This is a genomic window from Salinisphaera sp. T5B8, assembly GCF_040361255.1.
GTDB lineage: Bacteria > Pseudomonadota > Gammaproteobacteria > Nevskiales > Salinisphaeraceae > Salinisphaera.
Map to the genome: position 1 here is coordinate 155328 of NZ_APNG01000008.1, position 19154 is coordinate 174481.

The following is a 19154-nucleotide window of genomic DNA, read 5'->3' on the forward strand; positions in this document are numbered from 1 at the left end:
GGGCGCTCGTCGACAGGCTTGATCTGAATCAACTGGCGTATATGCCCGCACAATTCACGACAGGCCCGTGTCGGCGATCGCAAGGTGTTGTTCACAGGCCATATTCTGAGCAACGAACAGCTCGAAAAATAAGGACGATCATGCTGGCGGGGCGGTCGAAAGCGTTCGTCAGTGGCGAATAAGCACGACGCCTTTGGCCACACAAATGGCGATATCTGCCGTTGATACCTTCAAATAAGGAAAAACCGTCCGCGAATGCACGCCGATCAACGCGAATGCAAGGTCGCTATTGATTACGCAAACAGTTGAGCGTGCGGCGTTAACAGCGGATCGCCCAGCCTTCGCGCGATCTGGCGTTCGTCTTATTCGCGTGTCTTCGCGTTCATTGGCGGGCAACCCGCTGCTTGAGCACCGCCAACGGCGTTCCATTGGGCGAGCGGCGATGTGGCCCGGGCCGGTGTCGATGAGCACTCGACACCGGCCGCGACGCATGCGTGGCGTGAACTCAGTGCTCGTGCGGTTCGTCGTCGACTTCGAGCACCACGGTGCCGGCGGCGGCAATCAGGATCATCATGACCGTGCCCAACACCCAGGCGAGATACCAGGCGCCGGAGTCGCCGAGCACGATGGCCAGAAACAGTGCGATCAGGCCGACAGCGAACCAGAATACGAAAAGCAGAATGTTTTTCATCGTTTCGCTCCGCTAATACGCGTGCTCGTCGTGTTCGATCGTCTCCGGGGTGACCTTGCCGCGCATCACCCAGAATGCCCAGCTGGTGTAGATCGCCACGATCGGTATGAATATCACCGTGAATACCACCATCCACGCCAGCGTGGTCGCGCTCGAGGAGGCATCCCATACGGTCAGGCTGTGGGCCGGTTGGCTCGACGAGGGCATGAGAAACGGGAACATCGCCGTGCCCACGGTGCCGATCGTGCCGGCCCAGGCGAGCGCGCCCAGCCACCAGGCCACATGCGAAAGGCCGCGGCGGGCGCATACGATGCCGGCGAGCACGCCCGCATACACCAGTCCTGGAATCAGCCACAGCACGGGATAGGCCGAAAAGTTGTTCAGCCAGGCGCCGGCTGCGGTTTCCACGCTCTTGCGCAGCGGTATGGCCGCTCCGCCCGGGTCCGCGCCTGCGGTAATCACATAGCCCGGCATGAAAGCCACCCAGATACCACAGATGGTGAACAGCGCCAGGGCGGCCAGGCCCGTCATGGTCAGCAGATTGGCCGCACGATCGCGTATGACGCCCGTACCGCGATTCATGACCATGGCGCTGCCCTGGTAGAGCGCCAGCGCCAGCGACATCAACCCGCAGAGCACGGCAAAGGGGTTGAACAGCGCGATGAAACTACCGGTGTAGTGCGACACCATGTTCCACTCGAAATTGAACGGTACGCCGCGCAGCATGTTGCCCATGGCCGCGCCGAACACGATCATCGGCACCGCTCCGGAAATGAATAGCGTCGTATCCCAGACGTTGCGCCAGCGCTGCGAGGTCAGCTTGCTGCGATACTCGAAGCCCAGCGGGCGCACGATCATGCTCCACAGCAAGACCAGCATGACCACATAGAGCCCGGAAAAGGCGGTGGCATAGATCGTCGGCCAGGCGGCGAACACTGCGCCGCCGCCGAGGATGAACCACACCTGGTTGCCGTCCCAGTGCGGCGCGATCATGTTGATCGTGGCGCGACGTTCGTTGTCGGTGCGGCCGAAATAGCGCAGTCCTGCGCCCACGCCCATGTCCATGCCGACCATGACCGCCAGGCCAATCAGCAACACGCCGAGCAGCGCCCACCACACCAGTTTGAGAACGATATAGGTTTCCATGACTCAGGCCTCGCTCCACTGCGATGTATGGCCGGGCGTGGCGAGCGCGGGCGACGACGGCCGGTGCGTCGGGGAGTCGTCCGGGCCCTGCTTGATGAACTTCACCATCAGATACATCTCGACGACGATGAACAGGGTGTAGATCGCCACGAAACCGGTCAGCGAAAAGATCATGTAGCCCACGGAATGGGTGGATGCCGATACCCAGGTCGGTAGCTGACCATAGACCGTCCAGGGCTGGCGACCGAGTTCGGCGACCACCCAGCCGGCTTCGTTGGCGATGAATGGCACCGGGATCATCCAGGGCGCGATCTTCAGGAACCAGCGCTTGTCGGCAATCTGGCCGCGCAGCGAATAGATGGTGGCCAGAATCAGGAAGGCGAGCATGCCGAATGCCGCGGCGACCATGATCCGGAACGACCAGAACACGGGCGCGACCGGCGGAATGGTGTCGCGCGCGGCGCGGTTGATCTGTTCGGGCGTGGCCTGCGAAACATCGGGCGCATAGCGCTTGAGCAGCAGTGCGTAGCCCAGGTTGTCACCGTGGGTACGAAACTGGCGCAGCGCGTCGGGGTCTTTCGGGTTGTCGCTGAGCGTTTCCAGCGCGCGCAGCGCCGGAATGCCGTCGCGGATACGCACTTCGGCCTGACGCACCAGATCATCGGCGCCGGCGATGCTGCCATCGAAGCTATGCGTGACCAGCGGCGTGAGCACATAGGGGATCTGCAGCTCGAAGCGGTTCTCCATGGCCTGCTGATCCGGCCAGGCGACGACGTTGAAACCGGCCGGGGCTTCGGCGGTTTCCCACAGGCCTTCCATGGCCACCAGCTTGTTGGGCTGGCCTTCGCCGCTGACAAAGCCCAGCGCGTCGCCCAGGCAGATCACGCCGATGCTGGCAAACACGCCGAACAGGGCAGCCACGCGAAACGAGCGGATCGCGATCGCGCGATGGCGATTGCGCAGCATGTAGTAGGCGCTGATGCCGATCACGAAGATGGAAGCGGTCAGAAAACCGGCGATACTGGTATGCACGAACTTGGCCTGCGCATCGCTGCTGAACAGCAGGGCAGTGAAGCTGTCCAGCTCCATGCGCATGGTTTCGGGGTTGAACTCCGAGCCCACCGGATGCTGCATGTAGGCGTTGGCGACCAGAATCCACAGGGCAGAGAGGTTCGAGCCCAGGGCGACCATATAGGTCACCAGCAGATGCTTGCCGCGCGAGAGCTTGTCCCAGCCGAACAGCATCAGCCCCACGAAGGTGGATTCGAGAAAGAAGGCCATCAGGCCTTCGATGGCCAGGGGCGCGCCGAAGATATCGCCCACGAAGTGCGAATAGGTCGACCAATTGGTGCCGAATTCGAACTCCATGGTCAGCCCGGTCGCCACGCCGAGCGCGAAGTTGATCGCGAACAGCTTGGCCCAGAACTGGGTCATGCGTCGGTAGATCTCGCGGCCGCTGATGACGTAGATGGTTTCCATCGTCGCCAGCAGTACCGACAGCCCCAGCGTGAGCGGTACGAACAAGTAATGATAAAGCGCGGTTGCCGCAAACTGGGTTCGGGACAACGCGATGACGGTTTCGAGTTCCTGCATGATCGGCCTCGCTGTCTGGCGCCTGTGCCAAACGCGGCGCCACACCTCACAACGACACAAAATCACGCTAGACCAAGTGCGGCGTCCGGCCGTTGATTTATGTCAAACGGTGTGCGCAGGTATGCAGACCGCGCATGGGCCGCAGGTGATCAGGCGCGCCGACGTTGTGCCGGGGTCGGGCCGTGGGCAGGCACGGCGGCCGGCTCGCGCTTGAAATAGGCACTATGCAGCCGGCGATAGCTCTCGCACGCCTGACTGAGTCGGGCGTGGTCGCCGTCGGCCACCAGGCGGCCGTTTTCGAATACGAGAATGCGCTCGAACGTGCGTACCCGCGCCAGGTCGTGCGAAATCAGAATCAGCGTGCGATCGGCCAGCTGGCGTTGCAGACGTGCCCACAGGCGGGCCGAGGTGGCCCGATCCAGGCCTTCGAATGGTTCGTCGAGGATCATGATGGGCGCATCGCGCAACAGCGCGCGGGCGATGCCGATACGCCTTACCTGGCCGCCGGATAGACGCTGGCCTTCCTCGCCCACGAGCGTGTCGTAGCCTTCGGGCAGGGCGACGATCTCGTCGTGGACGCCAGCGGTACGCGCAGCCGCGATCATGTCGTCGGCACTGGCCTCGGGGCGGCCGACGAGCAGGTTCTCGCGCACGCTGGTATGAAACAGATACACCTGCTGCGGTACGAGCGCGATCCGCGCGCGCAGATCCGCGGCCCGATAGGCCGATAGCGCGCGTGCGTCCCAACAGATTTCGCCTCGGCTTTTGGGGGTCAGCCGCAGCAACAGGTTCACCAGCGTGGATTTGCCTGCGCCGCTGGGCCCGACGATCGCGATATGCTCGCCCGGCGCGATCGATAACGTAACCTGCTGCAGCGCCCAGGGGCCGTCGGGCGTATAACGTACGCCGACATCGACCAGCCGGATCGTATCGCGCGTGGGGGCCGGGGCGGGACGTGCCGGCTCGTTAATCACCGGCGCGCGGTGTTCGAAGGCACGCAGGCGGGCCGTGGCTGCACGCGCCTGGCCCAGTGCCTGCCATGCGCCAGGCATGAGTGCGACCGCCTCGAAACAGCCGATTACCAGCAACAACAGCGGCGCGAAGTCCACGCCGTGCAGTGCGTTCGTGCGGATCAGCGGGATCAGTACCACGGCGCTGCCCACCAGGGCGAGATTGGTCAGCAGCAGTACGCCGGCATTGGATAGGCCGCTGAGTTTCGACAACCGACGTTGCTGGGTGATCCACTCGTCGGACAGCTCAGCGATTGCCGCCCGGCGTGTTTCGACCGCGCCGAATACGGTGAGCTCGCCCAGACCCTCGACCCAGTCCACGGCCGCGGCCTTGAGGCGCGCGCCGGTTTCAACGGCGGCCTGGCCCGGTGCCCGGCCCAGGCGATACACCAGTGTTGGCACGATCGCGCCGGCCGTGAGCAGCAGCGTGAGATTGACCAGCGCCAGCGCGGGGCTGTACCAGGCAAATACCACCACCGCCGCGCTCAGGCAGACGACGCCCACGACCACGGGCACCACCAGGCGCAGATAGATATGGTCGAGCGTATCGATATCCGAGCGCAGGCGCGCCAGCAGATCGCCGTTGTGCAGATCGAGCGTGGATAGTGGCTCGATCTGGCGATAGAACCACAGCCGCAGGCCTGTAAGCAGGCGCAGGGTGGCATCGTGGGTCACTAGGCGTTCGAGATAACGCCCGCCAGTGCGTACGATCGCCAGCCCGCGGATCACCGCCGCCGGGGTGAAATAATTCATGCTCGCGCCCGCCAGCCCGGCCGCGGCCATGCTCGCGATAAACCAGCCGGCTACGGCCAGCAGCGCCATATTGGCGCCCACGGTCGCGATCGATATCGCGATACCCAAGGCGAAGCGGCCCGCATAGGGGCGTGCCTGCCAAGCCCACCAGCGAAAATCGTCGAGCAGCGCTTTCATGCCGCCATCGCCTCGTCATGCGCGACCAGGCGGGCATACAGACCCTGCGCGGCCAACAGCGCGTCGTGCGTGCCCTGTTCGACAATACGCCCGGCGTCCATCACCACGATCCGGTCGGCATGGGCGACGCTGGCCAGCCGATGTGCAATCAACAGCATGCTGCGCTCGTGCGCCAGCGTTTTCAGCGCTGCGACCAGTCGCTGTTCGTTGTCGGCATCCAGATGCGCACTGATTTCGTCGACCACCACAAAGCGCGCATCGCGTACGAAAGCCCGGGCGATGGCCAGGCGCTGCGCCTGGCCGCCGGACAGTCGCATACCGCGTTCGCCAATCGGGGTATCCAGTCCCTGGGGCAGGGCCGCCACGAAATCACGGGCCTGGGCGCGTTCGAGGGCGTCCCAGAGGTGGGCATCATCGACATCGGCCGCGCCGAGTTGCAGGTTGGCGCGCACACTGGCGTTGAACAGTCGTGGGCGTTGCGGCACCCAGGCCAGGCGTTCGCGCCAGGCCTCGATGGCGATGTCGTCGAGCGATACGCCGTCGATACGCAGATCGCCGTGCTCGGCCTTGATCAGCCCCAGCAGGGCCAGCGCGAGGGTGCTCTTGCCCGCCCCGGTCGCGCCGACGACGGCCACGGTTTCGCCGGGGGCGATATCCAGATCGATATCCGCCAGCGCGGGCGTGTCGCTGTCGGGGTAGCGATAGCCAAGGCCGCTTAATGTCACCCGCGGCGGCCTGTCGCGGGCGATATCACGGCGGGTACCCGGCCAGTCCGGCGCCGGTGTGGCGAGCATCTCGACCATGCGCTCGGCTGCGCCAATGGCTTCCATGCGTGCGTGATAGACGCTGCCCATATTGCGCAACGGCAGATAGAACTCCGGGGCGAGCAGCAGTACCAGGAATCCGGCTTCGAAGCCGATTTCGCCCCACATCAGGCGAAAACCGATGAGCACGGCCACCAGCGCGATACTCACCGTCGCCAAAAACTCCAGCACCAGCGAGGACAGAAAGGCCACACGCAGCACGGCCATCGTGCTCTGGCGATAATCGTCGGACAGACGCTCGATCAGCCGGGCCTCGCGTGCGCCCAGATTGAAGATACGCAGCGTGGTCAGGCCCTGCAGCGCATCCAGAAAGTGCGCGGACAGCAACCCGAGCCGGCGCCATTGGTGCTGGTTGAGTTTTTCCGCGCCCTTGCCGATGAAGATCATGAACACCGGGATCAACGGCCCGCAGATCAGCAGGATCAGCGCCGACAGCCAGTCGATGGGGGCGATGACCGCCAGAATGGCCAGCGGCAGCAGCACGGCGAGCGCGGTCTGCGACAGATAGCGCCCGTAATAGGCTTCGAGTTTTTCCACGCCGTCGGTGAGTGTTTCCACCACATCGCCACTGGCGTTGCGGCGTTGCCAGGTCACCCCGAGCTGTTCGATTGCGAGCAGCAGGCGTTTGCGTATATCGGTCTTGATCGTGGTCGCGGCATCAAAACGCGCGCGTTCGGCAAGATAGGCCAGTACGGCCCGCGCTGCGATGAGCGCGAATAAGCCGCCAAGCCAGCCGGCTAGGGCGCTGAGCGCCGCCTGGCCGAAGATGACGGCGTTGGCGATATGTGCGAGTACGATCGCCTGGCCGATGAGCAGGCCACCTCCAGCGCTTTCGATGGCGATCGCACGGGTCACCGGGCGACGTACCGCATCGCTTTCACGCTTGAGCCAGGCCGTGGGCGTTGGCCGGTCGGGCATGGGGTATGAAGCGGGCAGAGTGGCGGGTGGATGTTCGACATAAGCCGGGGCAGGTAGCGAAGCTATGGCCCCGGCAATCGGGCGCCCGTGGCCGGGCGCCCGTTACCGTGTCGACACTAGAACTGGTAGCCCAGCGCCAGCGTGTACACCCAGGGATCGATATCCACATCCACATGGGTGGTGCCGGTGGCGGTGCTCACCTTGGCCGTGGTGTCGATCTGCAGATAGCGCACATCGGCATTGATCAGCCAGTTGTCGGTGAGCGCGTAGTCCACGCCAACCTGGGCAGCCGGTCCGAAGGAGTCGTCGAGCTCGATCTTCTCGACGCCGATCGCCTGGGCTTCATCCGATACGTCTTCCGAGAAGAAGAACGTATAGTTCAGGCCCAGACCCACATAGGGGGTGAACGCCGATTCGTTGTTGAAGCGGTACTGCAGGCTGACCGTCGGCGGCAGGTGCTTGATATCGCCCAGCGGGGTGCCGTCGAGTGCGCCGCCGCTCAGGGTGAGGTCATGCTTGAACGGCGAGGCGCCCAGCAGTTCGACCGCCAGATTGTCGCTGATCAGGTAGGCGATCGTCAGCCCGAATTGCGGCTCGGAACTCACGTTGACATCGGTACCCTGCAGCGCGGGCGCGAGCTGGCCGTTACGGCTTGAGGTATCATCGTTGGGTGCGACGTAGGTCACGCCGCCCCGCACGATCCAATCGCCGGCTTCGGCCTGGGCGACGCCCGTGACGAAGACCGAGGTCAGTGCGAGGGCCGCGGGGGCGATTACGGCGCGCGGAAGGGACGTCATGGCAGGGCTCCTGTTCTATTTTGGAAGTGTCTGGAGCAAAGATTGGCTGGATTGTCATATTGGTGTATTGATCCAGGTCAATATGGCCACACCGTCTTCGCCGGTCGCGCAAAAGGTTGTGCGCTAACGGTTAATGCGCAATGTGGTTGTCCGCCATGCAAGAAGTCTGAAAGTTGTCTGTTATTTGGCTAAGCTTGCGCTGACACACGTGTTTATTTCGTATCGCCAACCCAGGGCAATTGTCCATGCCGGCACTCTCCCAGCAAATGCAGCAGTTGAGCGAAACCTGCAGCCATTGCTCGTTACGCTACCTGTGTTTGCCAGATCATCTCGATAGTCACGATCTGCAAAAACTCGAACGTCTGGTGGACTCCGGCGAAGCCGTGCCCGCGGAAACGGAGTTGTTTGCCCAGGGTGACGGCCTGACCCATATTTATGCGGTACGCGACGGTTCGGCCAAGACGGTACGCATCGACGAAGAAGGCTTCGAACAGATCCTGGGCTTCTACTACCCGGGCGATATTCTCGGTTTCGACGGCTTTGCCGATCAGCAGCACCATTGCAGCGCGGTGGCGCTGGAAACGAGCCATTTCTGCCGGATCCCGGTCGATCAGCTGGATGTGCTCGTCGACGAATTGCCGAGTCTGCGCCAGCGTCTGGTGCGCTTGATGAGCCAGGTGCTTTCCGAAGACGGGCGTATGATGCTTACCCTGGGCCGCAAGGACAGCGAGGGCCGTATCAGCAGTCTGCTGCTGGGTCTGAGCCGTCGGCGTGCATTGCGTGGCATGCCGCCCACGCCGGTGCCGTTGAACATGAAACGCGCGGATCTGGCCAATTTTCTGTCGATGCGCCTGGAAACCGTCAGCCGCGTACTCACGCGGCTGCAACGCGCGGGTGTAATTAAGGTGTCGCAGAATAAAGTGGATATTCTCGATCGCGATGCCCTGCGCGAACGCTCCAGCCGTGGCGCCTGGGTGGCCGATCAGTCGTGACACCGGCCAGGCAGACGCCTGCGCGCAGGCAAGCACCTTGCCGGATCGTTTACACTGTATGGCTTGCTTGAATTCGCCCCACGACGGGCCGGACGGGCCATGAACAGCGCGACCCAACCCAAAGTCTTCGTTCAGACCTGGGGCTGCCAGATGAACGAATACGACTCGGCCAAGATGGTCGAGGTGCTGCGCAAGCAGCGCAATGCCGAGCGCGTCAATACGCCGGAAGAAGCCGACATCATCCTGCTCAACACCTGCTCGATTCGCGAGAAAGCGGCCGAGAAGGTGTTTTCGCAGCTCGGGCGCTGGCGTGAGCTCAAGGCCGAACGCCCCGATATCGTGATCGGCGTGGGCGGCTGTGTGGCCTCCCAGGAAGGCCATGCGATTCGCGAGCGAGCACCGTTCGTGGATATGGTCTTCGGCCCGCAGACGTTGCACCGGCTGCCGGAAATGCTGGATGCCGTACAGGATAACGGCGCCGGCATCGTCGATATCGCCTTTCCGGAAATCGACAAGTTCGATCACATGCCGCCGGCAAAAGCCGAGGGCGCGACGGCGTTCGTGTCGATCATGGAAGGCTGCTCGAAATACTGCAGCTTCTGCGTGGTGCCCTATACACGCGGTGAGGAAATCTCGCGGCCCTTCGACGATGTGATTCTGGAAGTCGCGGAGCTGGCCGACCAGGGCGTCAAGGAAATCACGCTGCTGGGCCAGAACGTCAACGGCTATCGCGGGCCGATGGAAGATGGCTCGATCTGCGATCTGGCCATGCTGGTCGAGTTCGTGGCCGAGATCGAGGGCATCGAGCGGATTCGCTATACCACCAGCCATCCGCTGGAATTCTCGGATGCGCTGATCGAGGCCTATGCGCGGGTGCCCAAGCTGGCCAACTATCTGCATCTACCGGTGCAGTCGGGCTCGGACCGCGTGCTCGCGGATATGAAACGCGGCTATACGGCCGATCATTTTCGCGAACGTATTGCCAAGCTGCGCGCCGTGCGTCCGGATATCAGCCTGTCGACCGATATCATCGTCGGCCATCCAGGGGAGGGCGAGGCCGAGTTCGAGCAGACGATGCAGCTGGTCGAGGACATGCGCTTCGATGCCGCGTTTTCCTTCGTCTACAGCAAGCGTCCCGGCACGCCGGCGGCCGATATGGCCGACGACACGCCGCGCGAGGTCAAGAAACAACGCCTGGCGCGGTTGCAGGCACGAATCGCCGAATTCAACCGCGAATACATGCAGAACATGATCGGCACCACCCAGCGCGTGCTGGTCGAGCGCGAATCCAAACGCGGTGGCGGCCAGATGGCCGGGCGTACCGATTCCAACCGCTGGGTCAACTTCGACGGCCACCCGCGCATGGTCGGGCACTTCGTCGAGATCGAAATCACCGAAGCACTCGACAATTCGCTGCGCGGGCGGGTGGTCACGCGCGATGCCGATGTACCCCTGCCCGATCTCGCGGCCGCGGCCGGCTGATCGGCCCCGCCGCCAACCACACGAATCATTTTGAACGAACCTATCCGCAAGAGCCTCGAACTGACCCCGCCGGATACGACACGGCTGGCTTATCTGTGTGGCCCGCAGGACCAGCATCTGCGCCTGATCGAGCGCACGCTCGACGTGCAGGTGCATAACCGCGGTCATCTATTTCAGGTCGAGGGCGACGAGGGCGCGGCCACGGCGGCGATCGACGCGCTCAACGAGCTCTACAGCGCGACCGCAGCCGGCGAGATCGGCCCCGATCGCGTGCATATCGTGGCCCGTACGGCCGAGCGCGAACTCCACGGCGGCGGCAACGGCGCCAGCGCCGAGCCGCGGGATGTCGTGATCAAGACCCGTCTCGGCCTGGTGCGCGGGCGCGGGCCCAGCCAGCGCCGTTATCTCGCCAATCTGGCGGACAACGATCTCAACTTCGGTATCGGCCCGGCGGGTACCGGCAAGACCTATCTGGCGGTGGCTGCAGCCGTGGATGCGCTCGAATCCGAACGCGTGCGCCGCCTGCTGCTGGTGCGACCGGCCGTGGAAGCGGGCGAGCGGCTCGGCTTTCTGCCGGGCGATCTGGCCCAGAAGATCGATCCCTATCTGCGCCCGCTCTACGACGCGCTCTACGAAATGCTCGGTTTCGACCGGGTGGGGCGGCTCATCGAGCGTAACGTCATCGAAATCGCTCCGCTGGCCTATATGCGCGGGCGTACCCTCAACGAGGCGTTCATCATTCTCGACGAGGCGCAGAACACCACCGTCGAGCAGATGAAGATGTTTCTCACCCGCATCGGCTTCGGCTCGACTGCGGTGGTCACGGGCGACATGACCCAGGTGGATCTGCCGGTGGCCAAGAAATCGGGCCTGCGCCATGCGGTACGGCTGCTGCAGGATATCGAAGGCATCAGCGTGACCAAGTTCTCGGCGCGCGATGTGGTGCGTCATCCGCTGGTTCAGCGCATCGTTCAGGCCTACGATCGCGAAAGCGAAGCAGGCGAGCACGGCTAGTCGGCGGCAACCGCATGAATATCGAACTCGCGCTGGACTGCGCGCCCGGCATCGACGCGCCCGATCCGCACATGCTCGAGCGCGCGGCAATCGCCGCCCTCGAAGGCGCGCGTTGCAGTGACGAACCCGTCTACGAACTGGCCGTACGTCTGATCGACGAGGCCGAGTCGGCCCAGCTCAACGGCGACTATCGTGACAAGCGCTATGCGACCAATGTGCTGTCGTTCCCGGCCGGCGCCGAACTGCCGGGGCTGACCGTGCTCGGCGATCTGGCGATCTGCATGCCGGTGATCGCGCGCGAGGCCGGCGAGCAGCACAAAAGCCGTGATGCGCATCTATGTCATATGGTCGTGCACGGCGTTTTGCACTTGCTCGGCTATGACCATATCGGCGACGATGAGGCCGAAACCATGGAGGCGCTCGAGCGCAGGGTGATGGCGGATCTCGGCCACGACGATCCTTACCGCACCGTGAGTGCCTGAAATCGATTCCGCAGGCCGTAGGGCCGAGCCAGACATCTGGGCTTGAGAGGAGGGCGCGGCTGCGGCCGCATACGATGAGCGACGAGGACGACAGCGAGCAGAGTCGAAGTAGCGGCAACTGGCTGCGCCAGATCGGCATGAGCCTGGCCGGACCACCGCGCGATCGCGACGAGTTGGTGGAAGTGCTCACCGAAGCACAGGAAAACGAACTGCTCGATATCGATGCCCTGTGGATGATGCAGGGCGTGCTCAAGGTGTCCGAACAGCAGGTGCGCGACATCATGGTGCCGCGCTCGCAGATGGTGGTGGTCGAGTCCGATGCGGCCGCCGCCGATATCCTGTCGATCGCCATCGAATCCGGCCATTCGCGTTTTCCGGTGATCGGCGAATCCCGCGACGAGGTCGTCGGTATTCTGCTGGCCAAGGACATGCTCCAGCTCGCCGAGGATCGCCAGGACAGCGACGCGTTCGAACTGGGCGCGGTGCTGCGCCCGGCGGTTTACGTGCCCGAATCCAAGCGCGTGAACGTGCTGCTCAAGGAGTTCAAGGCCTCGCGCAACCACATGGCCGTGGTCGTGGACGAATACGGTGGCGTGGCCGGGCTGGTGACCATCGAGGATGCGCTCGAACAGATCGTCGGCGAGATCGACGACGAATACGACCAGGCCGAAGGCGCGAACATCCTGCGCCAGGAACACAACCGTTTTCTCATTCGCAGCCTTACCCCGGTCGAGGAATTCAACGACTATTTCGAGACCGACTTCTCGGACGAGGATTTCGACACCATTGGCGGGCTGGTCGTGCACGAATTCGGGCATATGCCCAAGCGCGGCGAAACCACCATCATCGACCGCTTCCAGTTCAATGTGCAGCGCGCGGATTCGCGCCGTATCCATCTGTTTCAGATGACGGTCCTGCCGGAGGCCTCCGAGTAGCGCATGGCTGCGAAACGCATCGCGCGTATCGCCGCCCTGGATGTGCTGCTGCCCGCCCTGTTCGGCGGGCTGGCAACCCTGGGTTTCGCCCCGTTCGGCTACTACGGGCTCACGCTGCTCGCACTCGTGGGCCTGCTTGCGCTGTGGTGGCCGGCGAGCGCGCGTCGCGGTGCCTGGCGCGGTTTCGTGTTCGGGCTGGCCCATTTCGGCACCGGCATCTACTGGACCTTTGTGTCCACTTATTACTACGGCGGCGCGCCGCTGCCCATGGCGATCGCGCTGGTGTGCCTGCTCACGGTCTACATGGCGCTGTATCCGGCGCTGGTGGGCGCACTCGCCGGGGCGACACGCGTGCTGCCGCGCACGCTCTGGGCGCTGCTGGTGGTGCCTTGTGCCTGGCTGCTCGCCGAGCTGGTACGCAGCTGGGTGATGACCGGCTTTCCCTGGCTGTCGCTGGGGTACTCGCTCATCGATGCGCCGGTGACCGCGCTCGCCCCGATCGGCGGTGTGTATTTCCTGGGCGCGCTGATGGTGGCCAGCGCCGGCACGGTGGTGCTGTTGTTCGCCGGCTCCATTCCCGCGCGGGCGCTGGCGGTGGTGCTCATCGGTCTGGCGCCGTTGGGTCTGTGGTACACGCCGCCGACCACCGAATGGACACAGGCCAGCGGCGCGCCGGTGAGCGTGGATGTCGTTCAGGGCAACTTCGCCCAGGCGGTCAAGTGGGATCGCGATGTCTTTCGCACCACATTGGAACGTTACCGGGCGATGACCGAGGCCTCCGACGCCGACCTGGTGGTCTGGCCGGAAGTGGCCATCCCCGCGCCGGCCAATCAGGTGCAGGCCTATCTCGACGATATCGCCACGCTGGCGGGTGAACGCGATCAGACCGTGCTGGCCGGCATCCTGGTCCATGAAGCCAGCGACGCGCCGTATTACAACGCCGTGCTGGCGCTGGGCGCCGGGCAGGGGCGTTACTACAAGCGCCATCTTGTGCCGTTTGGCGAATACTTTCCGGTCCCGGAATTCGTCAAGACGCTGCTCGACGGCGTCAACATGCGTTATAGCGACTTCGGCTTCGGCGCCGATGATCAGGCCCTGATCGAAGTCGACGGCGTGAAGCTGGGGCTGTCGATCTGTTTCGAGGATGCCTTCGGCTACGAGATCGCCAAGGCGCTGCCGCAAGCCGGCATGCTGGTAAACGTGACCAACGACGCCTGGTTTGCCGGCACGACCGCCGCGGCCCAGCATCTGGAAATCGCACGCATGCGCGCGCTCGAAGCCGGGCGGCCCATGCTGCGTGCAGCCAATACCGGCATTTCCGCGATCATCGACTACGACGGCCGCCTGCGCGAGCGCACGCCCGAGTTCCAGATCGCTCAGATCGAATCGCAGGTCCAGCCGCGTAGCGGCGAAACGCCCTATATGCGTATCGGCGACCGGCCGTTGTGGTGGGCGGGCTTTGCCGTCACCGCACTGTCGTTGCTGGCGGCATGGCTGCTTGCACGTCGCCAGCGCCGGACACGCAAGACAGGCGATTGAACAAGCGCCCGGCCGGCGGCTGATGCGAAGCGCGCAGCGAGGCAGTACACTTGCCGGCTGTTTTCGACTGCCCGATCGATAGCCGCCGATGGATTCCACCTACCGTTTCGATGCAATCGAGGCCGATGTCCAGGCCCGCTGGCGCGACGCGCGCGCGTTCGAAGTCAAGCGCGACGACCGCGAGAAGTTCTATTGCCTGTCGATGTTCCCGTATCCCAGCGGCAAGCTGCATATGGGGCATGTGCGCAACTACACCATCGGCGACGTCATCTCGCGTTATCAACGCATGTGCGGCAAGAACGTGCTCCAGCCGATGGGCTGGGATGCCTTCGGCCTGCCGGCCGAAAACGCGGCGATCAAGAACGGCGTGCCGCCGGCGAAATGGACCCGCGAGAACATCGCCGCCATGCGCGAGCAACTCGCACAGCTGGGTTTTGCCTACGACTGGTCCCGCGAGATCGCCACCTGCGATCCGAGTTACTACCGCTGGGAGCAGTGGCTGTTCACCAAGCTGTTCGAAAAAGGGCTGGTCTATCGCAAGGAATCGATCGTCAACTGGGACCCGGTCGACCAGACCGTGCTCGCCAACGAGCAGGTGGTGGACGGGCGCGGCTGGCGTTCGGGCGCGGTCGTCGAACAACGCGCCATCCCGCAGTGGTTTGCCCGCATCACCGACTATGCCGACGAACTGCTGGACGATCTGGATGCGCTCGAGGGCTGGCCCGAGGCGGTCAAGACCATGCAGGCGAACTGGATCGGGCGTTCGACCGGTCTGGAAATCGATTTCGAAGTCGTGGGCTACGACGATCCGCTGACGGTTTATACGACACGCCCGGATACACTGCACGGCGCGACCTATATGGCCGTCGCCGCCGATCATCCGCTGGTCGCGGCCGCTGCCGAGCACGACGCCGAACTGGCCGCCTTCTGTGAAGAATGTCGCAAGGCCGGCACTGCCGAAGCCAGCCTGGAAACACGCGAGAAGAAAGGTTATCGCTTGCCCATCGAGGCGCGTCATCCGCTCTCGGGCGAGCGCATGCCGATCTTTGTCGCCAATTTCGTCCTGACGGGCTATGGCACCGGCGCGGTCATGAGCGTACCCGCCCACGATCAGCGCGACTGGGAGTTCGCCAGCGCCTACGATCTGCCCATCGTCCCCGTGATCGCCACCGCCGAGGGCAATACGCCCGACGTGAGTTCGCAGGCGAGCGTGGAAAAAGGCGTGCTCATCAATTCCGGCGACGACGACGGCAAGGATTTCGACACCGCCTTCAACGATATCGCCGATCGCCTGGAAGGCCGCGGTATCGCGCGCCGCAAGACGCAATATCGTCTGCGCGATTGGGGTTTGAGCCGTCAGCGCTACTGGGGCGCGCCGATTCCGATCATCCACTGCGATGATTGCGGCGCGGTACCGGTGCCGGAAGCCGACCTGCCGGTGGTGTTGCCGGAAGACGTGACCCCGGAGGGCACGGGCTCGCCGTTGCCGGACATGCCCGAGTTCGTGAACGTGGATTGCCCGCAGTGCGGCAAGCCGGCCCGCCGCGAAACCGATACCTTCGATACCTTCATGGAATCGTCCTGGTATTTCGCGCGTTTTGCCTGCCCGGATGCCGAGTCGATGCTCGACGATCGCGCCAACTACTGGCTGCCGGTGGATCAATACATCGGCGGTATCGAGCACGCCATTCTGCATCTGCTGTATGCGCGCTTTTTCCAGAAGGTGATGCGCGACGAAGGCCTCACCGAGGCCGGCGAGCCGTTCAAGCGCCTGCTCACCCAGGGCATGGTGCTCAAGGACGGGGCGAAGATGTCCAAGTCCAAGGGCAATACGGTCGATCCGCAGGCGCTCATCGAAACCTACGGCGCGGATACGGTGCGCCTGTTCTCCATGTTCGCCGCGCCGCCGGACCAGTCGCTGGAATGGTCGGATGCGGGCGTGGAAGGGGCCAATCGCTTCATCAAGCGCTTGTGGCGTCTGGTTGCCGAACACGTCGAGGCGGGCATCGTCGCCCCGGCCACGCAGGCGGACGGCGAAGCCGGCGAGCTGCGCCGCAAGCTGCACGAAACCATTGGCAAGGTGGGCGACGACATCGGCCGGCGCACCACGTTCAACACCGCGATCGCCGCGGTCATGGAACTGTGCAACGCACTGGGCAAGATCGATGGCGGCCAGCCGTCGAACCAGGCCGTGCGCCAGGAAGCCCTGGAAGCGGTGGTGAAAATGCTTGCGCCGATCATCCCGCATGTCTGCGATGCGCTCTGGCGCGCACTGGGCCACGAAGATCTGCTGCTGGATGTCGCGTGGCCGCAGGCCGACGAGTCCGCGCTCACCCGCGATACCCTCACGCTGGTGGTCCAGGTCAACGGCAAGGTGCGCGCCAAGATCGACGTGCCGGCTGCGGCCGATCGCGATGCCGTGGCCGAGATTGCCCAGGCCGAGGCCAATGTGGTGCGCTTCATTGACGGCGCGCCGATCAAGAAGACCATCGTCGTGCCGGGCAAGCTCGTTAATCTCGTGGTATAGATCGCCTCATGAAATCGATATCTGCTGTCCTGTTCGACCGACGTGTGGCCCTGGGTGGCGTGCTGATCGCGCTCACCGCCATGCTCGCCGGCTGTGCTTTTCATCTGATGGGGGCGTCGCCGCTGCCCGATGGCATTGATCGCATGTACGTCAGCTACAGCGACGACTATCGGGTCGGTGATCCGCCGCTGGTGGAAACCCTGCGCCAACGGCTGCGTGAACGTCATGTGCTGGGCGATAGCAGCGCGCCGGCGCGGTTGTCCATCGACGAAATCGACAACCGTCAGCGCATCGTCTCGGTCAGCCCCGTCGATGGTCAGGTCGCCGAATACGAACTCACCACCGAAGTCGCCTTCGATTACGAGGTCAACGGCGCCACCCAGCTGGAAAACGAAACCTTGTCGGTGACCCGCAGCTACAGTTTCGACAACACCGAACGTCTGGGCGCCGAACAAGAACAAAGCGAACTGCTGACCAGCATGCACGAAGAACTGGCCAACCTGATTCTGTTACGCGTCGCCAGCGCGAATGAAAAGCTCGCGCGTTAGACTGGCGCGCGAACCGTCGCAATCGAAACCGCGCGCATGACCGATCGCAGCATCCTCAAGCCCAGCCCGATCACGCCCGCCGACGCGGCTGCCTTCATCCGCGGGCGGCGCACGGTCGATCAATTCACCGACGAGATCCCGGACCCGGCGATCATCCGTGAGGCCGTCGAACTGGCGCGCTGGGCACCCAATCATCATCTGACCGAGCCATGGCGTTTCTATACGCTCGGGCCCAGAACGCGCGACGCCATCATCGACCTCAACACACGGCTGGTCGCCGAGCGCAAGGGCGACGAAGTGGCGGTGGCCAAGCGCGAGCGCTGGCAATCGGTGCCCGGGTGGCTGGCCATCACCTGTGTTGTTAATGAAGACCCGGTCACCGCGCGCGAAGACTATGCCGCCTGTGCCTGCGCGATTCAGAATATCGCGCTGTATCTGCATAGCGCGGGCCTGGGCAGCAAATGGATCAGTGGCGAGGCCACGCGTCACCCCGATCTGGCGCCGATCCTGGAGATCGACAGCGCCCACGAATACTGCGTGGGTCTGCTATGGTATGGCTATCCGAAACGCCGCCCGCGCAGTCAGCGCCGCGATCTCGACGAGATACTCACACAGCGGCCCTGACCGGCGTTGCAAATCGGCACGCCACGGGCGTTGCAAAACCCGCGTACCCCCGATAGAATTGCGCGCTTTCGCAGCCGCCCCGGCTGCCTAATCGCGTTGGTTCAGGATACAGTGCAATGAAGACGTTTTCTGCAAAGAAAGACGAAGTCCCCGGTGACTGGTATGTCGTCGATGCCGACGGCAAGACGCTCGGTCGTCTGGCTTCGGAAGTCGCCACGCGCCTGCGCGGCAAGCACAAGCCGGAATACACCCCGCATATGGACGTGGGCGATCACATCGTGGTCGTGAACGCCTCCAAGATCAAGGTGACCGGCAAGAAGCCGCAGCAGAAGATCTATTACCGGTTCACCGGTTATGTCGGCAACATGAAGTCCGTCACGCTCGAGGATCAGCTCGCCGCCCATCCCGAGCGCGTGATCGAGCATGCCGTCAAGGGCATGCTGCCGAAGAATCCGCTGGGCCGTCAGATGGCCCGCAAGCTGCGCGTCTATCCGGGCGCCGAGCATCCGCATACCGCACAGCAGCCGCAGACGCTGGAGATTTAGTCAATGGCAACCGAACAAGCCTACGGTACCGGCCGTCGCAAGACCGCGACCGCCCGCGTTTTCATCAAGCCGGGTAGTGGCCAGATCACGGTTAACAAGAAGTCGCTGGACGAATACTTCGGCCGTCCGACTTCGCGCATGATCGTGCGTCAGGCGCTGGAAGCCACCGATTCGAGCGATCGTTTCGATATCAACGTGACCGTCGCCGGTGGCGGCCCCAACGGCCAGGCCGGCGCCATTCGCCACGGCCTGTCCCGGGCGCTGGTACAGTATGACGAAATGATGCGTGCACCGCTGCGCGCCGCGGGCTACATGACCCGTGACGCCCGCAAGGTCGAGCGCAAGAAGATCGGCCTGCACAAAGCTCGCAAATCGCCGCAGTACTCCAAGCGCTAGCGGCGATTGCCGACCGTTTGCCGCCTACCCGGCGAGCGGTCAGCCCAGTTTGCTGGGGGATCGTCTAGTGGTAGGACTACGGACTCTGACTCCGTCAACGGGGGTTCGAATCCCTCTCCCCCAGCCAGCATCAAAAGCCCGCCTATTGGCGGGCTTTTTTT

At 63.8% G+C, this 19154-nt stretch carries 18 protein-coding genes and 1 tRNA gene; 13 read left to right on the forward strand and 6 right to left on the reverse strand.

Translation table 11 applies throughout. From position 1 onward, the window contains the following. Positions 1-505: 505 nt before the first annotated feature. The 6 genes from T5B8_RS09345 to T5B8_RS09370 all read right to left on the reverse strand — a co-directional run bounded on the left by T5B8_RS09345 (position 506) and on the right by T5B8_RS09370 (position 7909). Positions 506-691 (reverse strand): hypothetical protein, encoded by a 186-nt coding sequence (locus T5B8_RS09345; protein ID WP_353178204.1) that lies wholly within the window; start codon positions 689-691, stop codon positions 506-508. Between the two features lie 12 nt (positions 692-703). Next, entirely contained in the window at positions 704-1837 is a 1134-nt protein-coding gene (gene cydB, locus T5B8_RS09350) for a cytochrome d ubiquinol oxidase subunit II (RefSeq protein ID WP_353178205.1), read from the reverse strand. 3 nt (positions 1838-1840) lie between these two features. After that, on the reverse strand, positions 1841-3430 hold the full coding sequence (locus T5B8_RS09355) for a cytochrome ubiquinol oxidase subunit I (RefSeq protein WP_353178206.1): 1590 nt from the start codon (positions 3428-3430) through the stop codon (positions 1841-1843). A gap of 149 nt (positions 3431-3579) precedes the next feature. After that, the gene (gene cydC, locus T5B8_RS09360) at positions 3580-5370 is read right to left on the reverse strand and encodes a thiol reductant ABC exporter subunit CydC (protein ID WP_353178208.1); all 1791 of its coding nucleotides are present in this window, start codon (positions 5368-5370) and stop codon (positions 3580-3582) included. Beyond that, on the reverse strand, positions 5367-7112 hold the full coding sequence (gene cydD / locus T5B8_RS09365) for a thiol reductant ABC exporter subunit CydD (protein WP_353178209.1): 1746 nt from the start codon (positions 7110-7112) through the stop codon (positions 5367-5369). Before cydD ends, cydC begins: the two co-directional genes overlap by 4 nt. Before the next feature lie 116 nt (positions 7113-7228). Next, positions 7229-7909: an OmpW/AlkL family protein gene (locus T5B8_RS09370; RefSeq protein ID WP_353178210.1), complete on the reverse strand. Its 681-nt coding sequence runs from the start codon at positions 7907-7909 to the stop codon at positions 7229-7231. On the opposite strand from T5B8_RS09370, the gene T5B8_RS09375 reads away from it, so the two are divergent. The 13 genes from T5B8_RS09375 to T5B8_RS09435 all read left to right on the forward strand — a co-directional run bounded on the left by T5B8_RS09375 (position 7908) and on the right by T5B8_RS09435 (position 19120). Further along, positions 7908-8036 carry a hypothetical protein gene (locus tag T5B8_RS09375; protein WP_353178211.1) on the forward strand — a complete coding sequence of 43 codons (129 nt, stop codon included), beginning with the start codon at positions 7908-7910 and terminating at the stop codon, positions 8034-8036. The two genes, T5B8_RS09370 and T5B8_RS09375, sit on opposite strands and share 2 nt — an antisense overlap. A 118-nt stretch (positions 8037-8154) precedes the next feature. Next, the gene (locus T5B8_RS09380; RefSeq protein WP_353178213.1) at positions 8155-8901 is read left to right on the forward strand and encodes a helix-turn-helix domain-containing protein; all 747 of its coding nucleotides are present in this window, start codon (positions 8155-8157) and stop codon (positions 8899-8901) included. A 99-nt stretch (positions 8902-9000) separates the two neighbouring features. Further along, positions 9001-10383 carry a tRNA (N6-isopentenyl adenosine(37)-C2)-methylthiotransferase MiaB gene (gene miaB / locus T5B8_RS09385; RefSeq protein WP_353178215.1) on the forward strand — a complete coding sequence of 461 codons (1383 nt, stop codon included), beginning with the start codon at positions 9001-9003 and terminating at the stop codon, positions 10381-10383. 30 nt (positions 10384-10413) lie between these two features. Further along, on the forward strand, positions 10414-11397 hold the full coding sequence (locus tag T5B8_RS09390; RefSeq protein ID WP_353178217.1) for a PhoH family protein: 984 nt from the start codon (positions 10414-10416) through the stop codon (positions 11395-11397). Between the two features lie 14 nt (positions 11398-11411). Beyond that, on the forward strand, positions 11412-11879 hold the full coding sequence (gene ybeY, locus T5B8_RS09395; protein WP_353158194.1) for an rRNA maturation RNase YbeY: 468 nt from the start codon (positions 11412-11414) through the stop codon (positions 11877-11879). A gap of 74 nt (positions 11880-11953) precedes the next feature. Next, complete coding sequence (locus tag T5B8_RS09400; RefSeq protein WP_353178219.1) at positions 11954-12814, forward strand: CorC family transporter; 861 nt, start codon at positions 11954-11956, stop codon at positions 12812-12814. A gap of 3 nt (positions 12815-12817) precedes the next feature. After that, positions 12818-14353 (forward strand): apolipoprotein N-acyltransferase, encoded by a 1536-nt coding sequence (lnt, locus tag T5B8_RS09405; RefSeq protein WP_353178220.1) that lies wholly within the window; start codon positions 12818-12820, stop codon positions 14351-14353. Between the two features lie 88 nt (positions 14354-14441). Continuing rightward, positions 14442-16880, forward strand: coding sequence for a leucine--tRNA ligase (leuS, locus tag T5B8_RS09410; protein ID WP_353178222.1), 2439 nt, complete (start codon positions 14442-14444; stop codon positions 16878-16880). Positions 16881-16888: 8 nt separating this feature from the next. Further along, positions 16889-17428, forward strand: coding sequence for an LPS-assembly lipoprotein LptE (locus tag T5B8_RS09415; protein WP_353178224.1), 540 nt, complete (start codon positions 16889-16891; stop codon positions 17426-17428). A 36-nt stretch (positions 17429-17464) separates the two neighbouring features. Continuing rightward, the gene (locus tag T5B8_RS09420) at positions 17465-18052 is read left to right on the forward strand and encodes a nitroreductase family protein (protein WP_353178225.1); all 588 of its coding nucleotides are present in this window, start codon (positions 17465-17467) and stop codon (positions 18050-18052) included. A 116-nt stretch (positions 18053-18168) separates the two neighbouring features. Beyond that, the gene (gene rplM, locus T5B8_RS09425; RefSeq protein WP_353178227.1) at positions 18169-18597 is read left to right on the forward strand and encodes a 50S ribosomal protein L13; all 429 of its coding nucleotides are present in this window, start codon (positions 18169-18171) and stop codon (positions 18595-18597) included. A gap of 3 nt (positions 18598-18600) precedes the next feature. After that, positions 18601-18993, forward strand: a complete 393-nt coding sequence (gene rpsI / locus T5B8_RS09430) for a 30S ribosomal protein S9 (protein ID WP_293628550.1) — start codon at positions 18601-18603, stop codon at positions 18991-18993. Between the two features lie 53 nt (positions 18994-19046). Beyond that, positions 19047-19120 (forward strand) — tRNA-Gln (locus T5B8_RS09435). Positions 19121-19154: the final 34 nt, after the last annotated feature.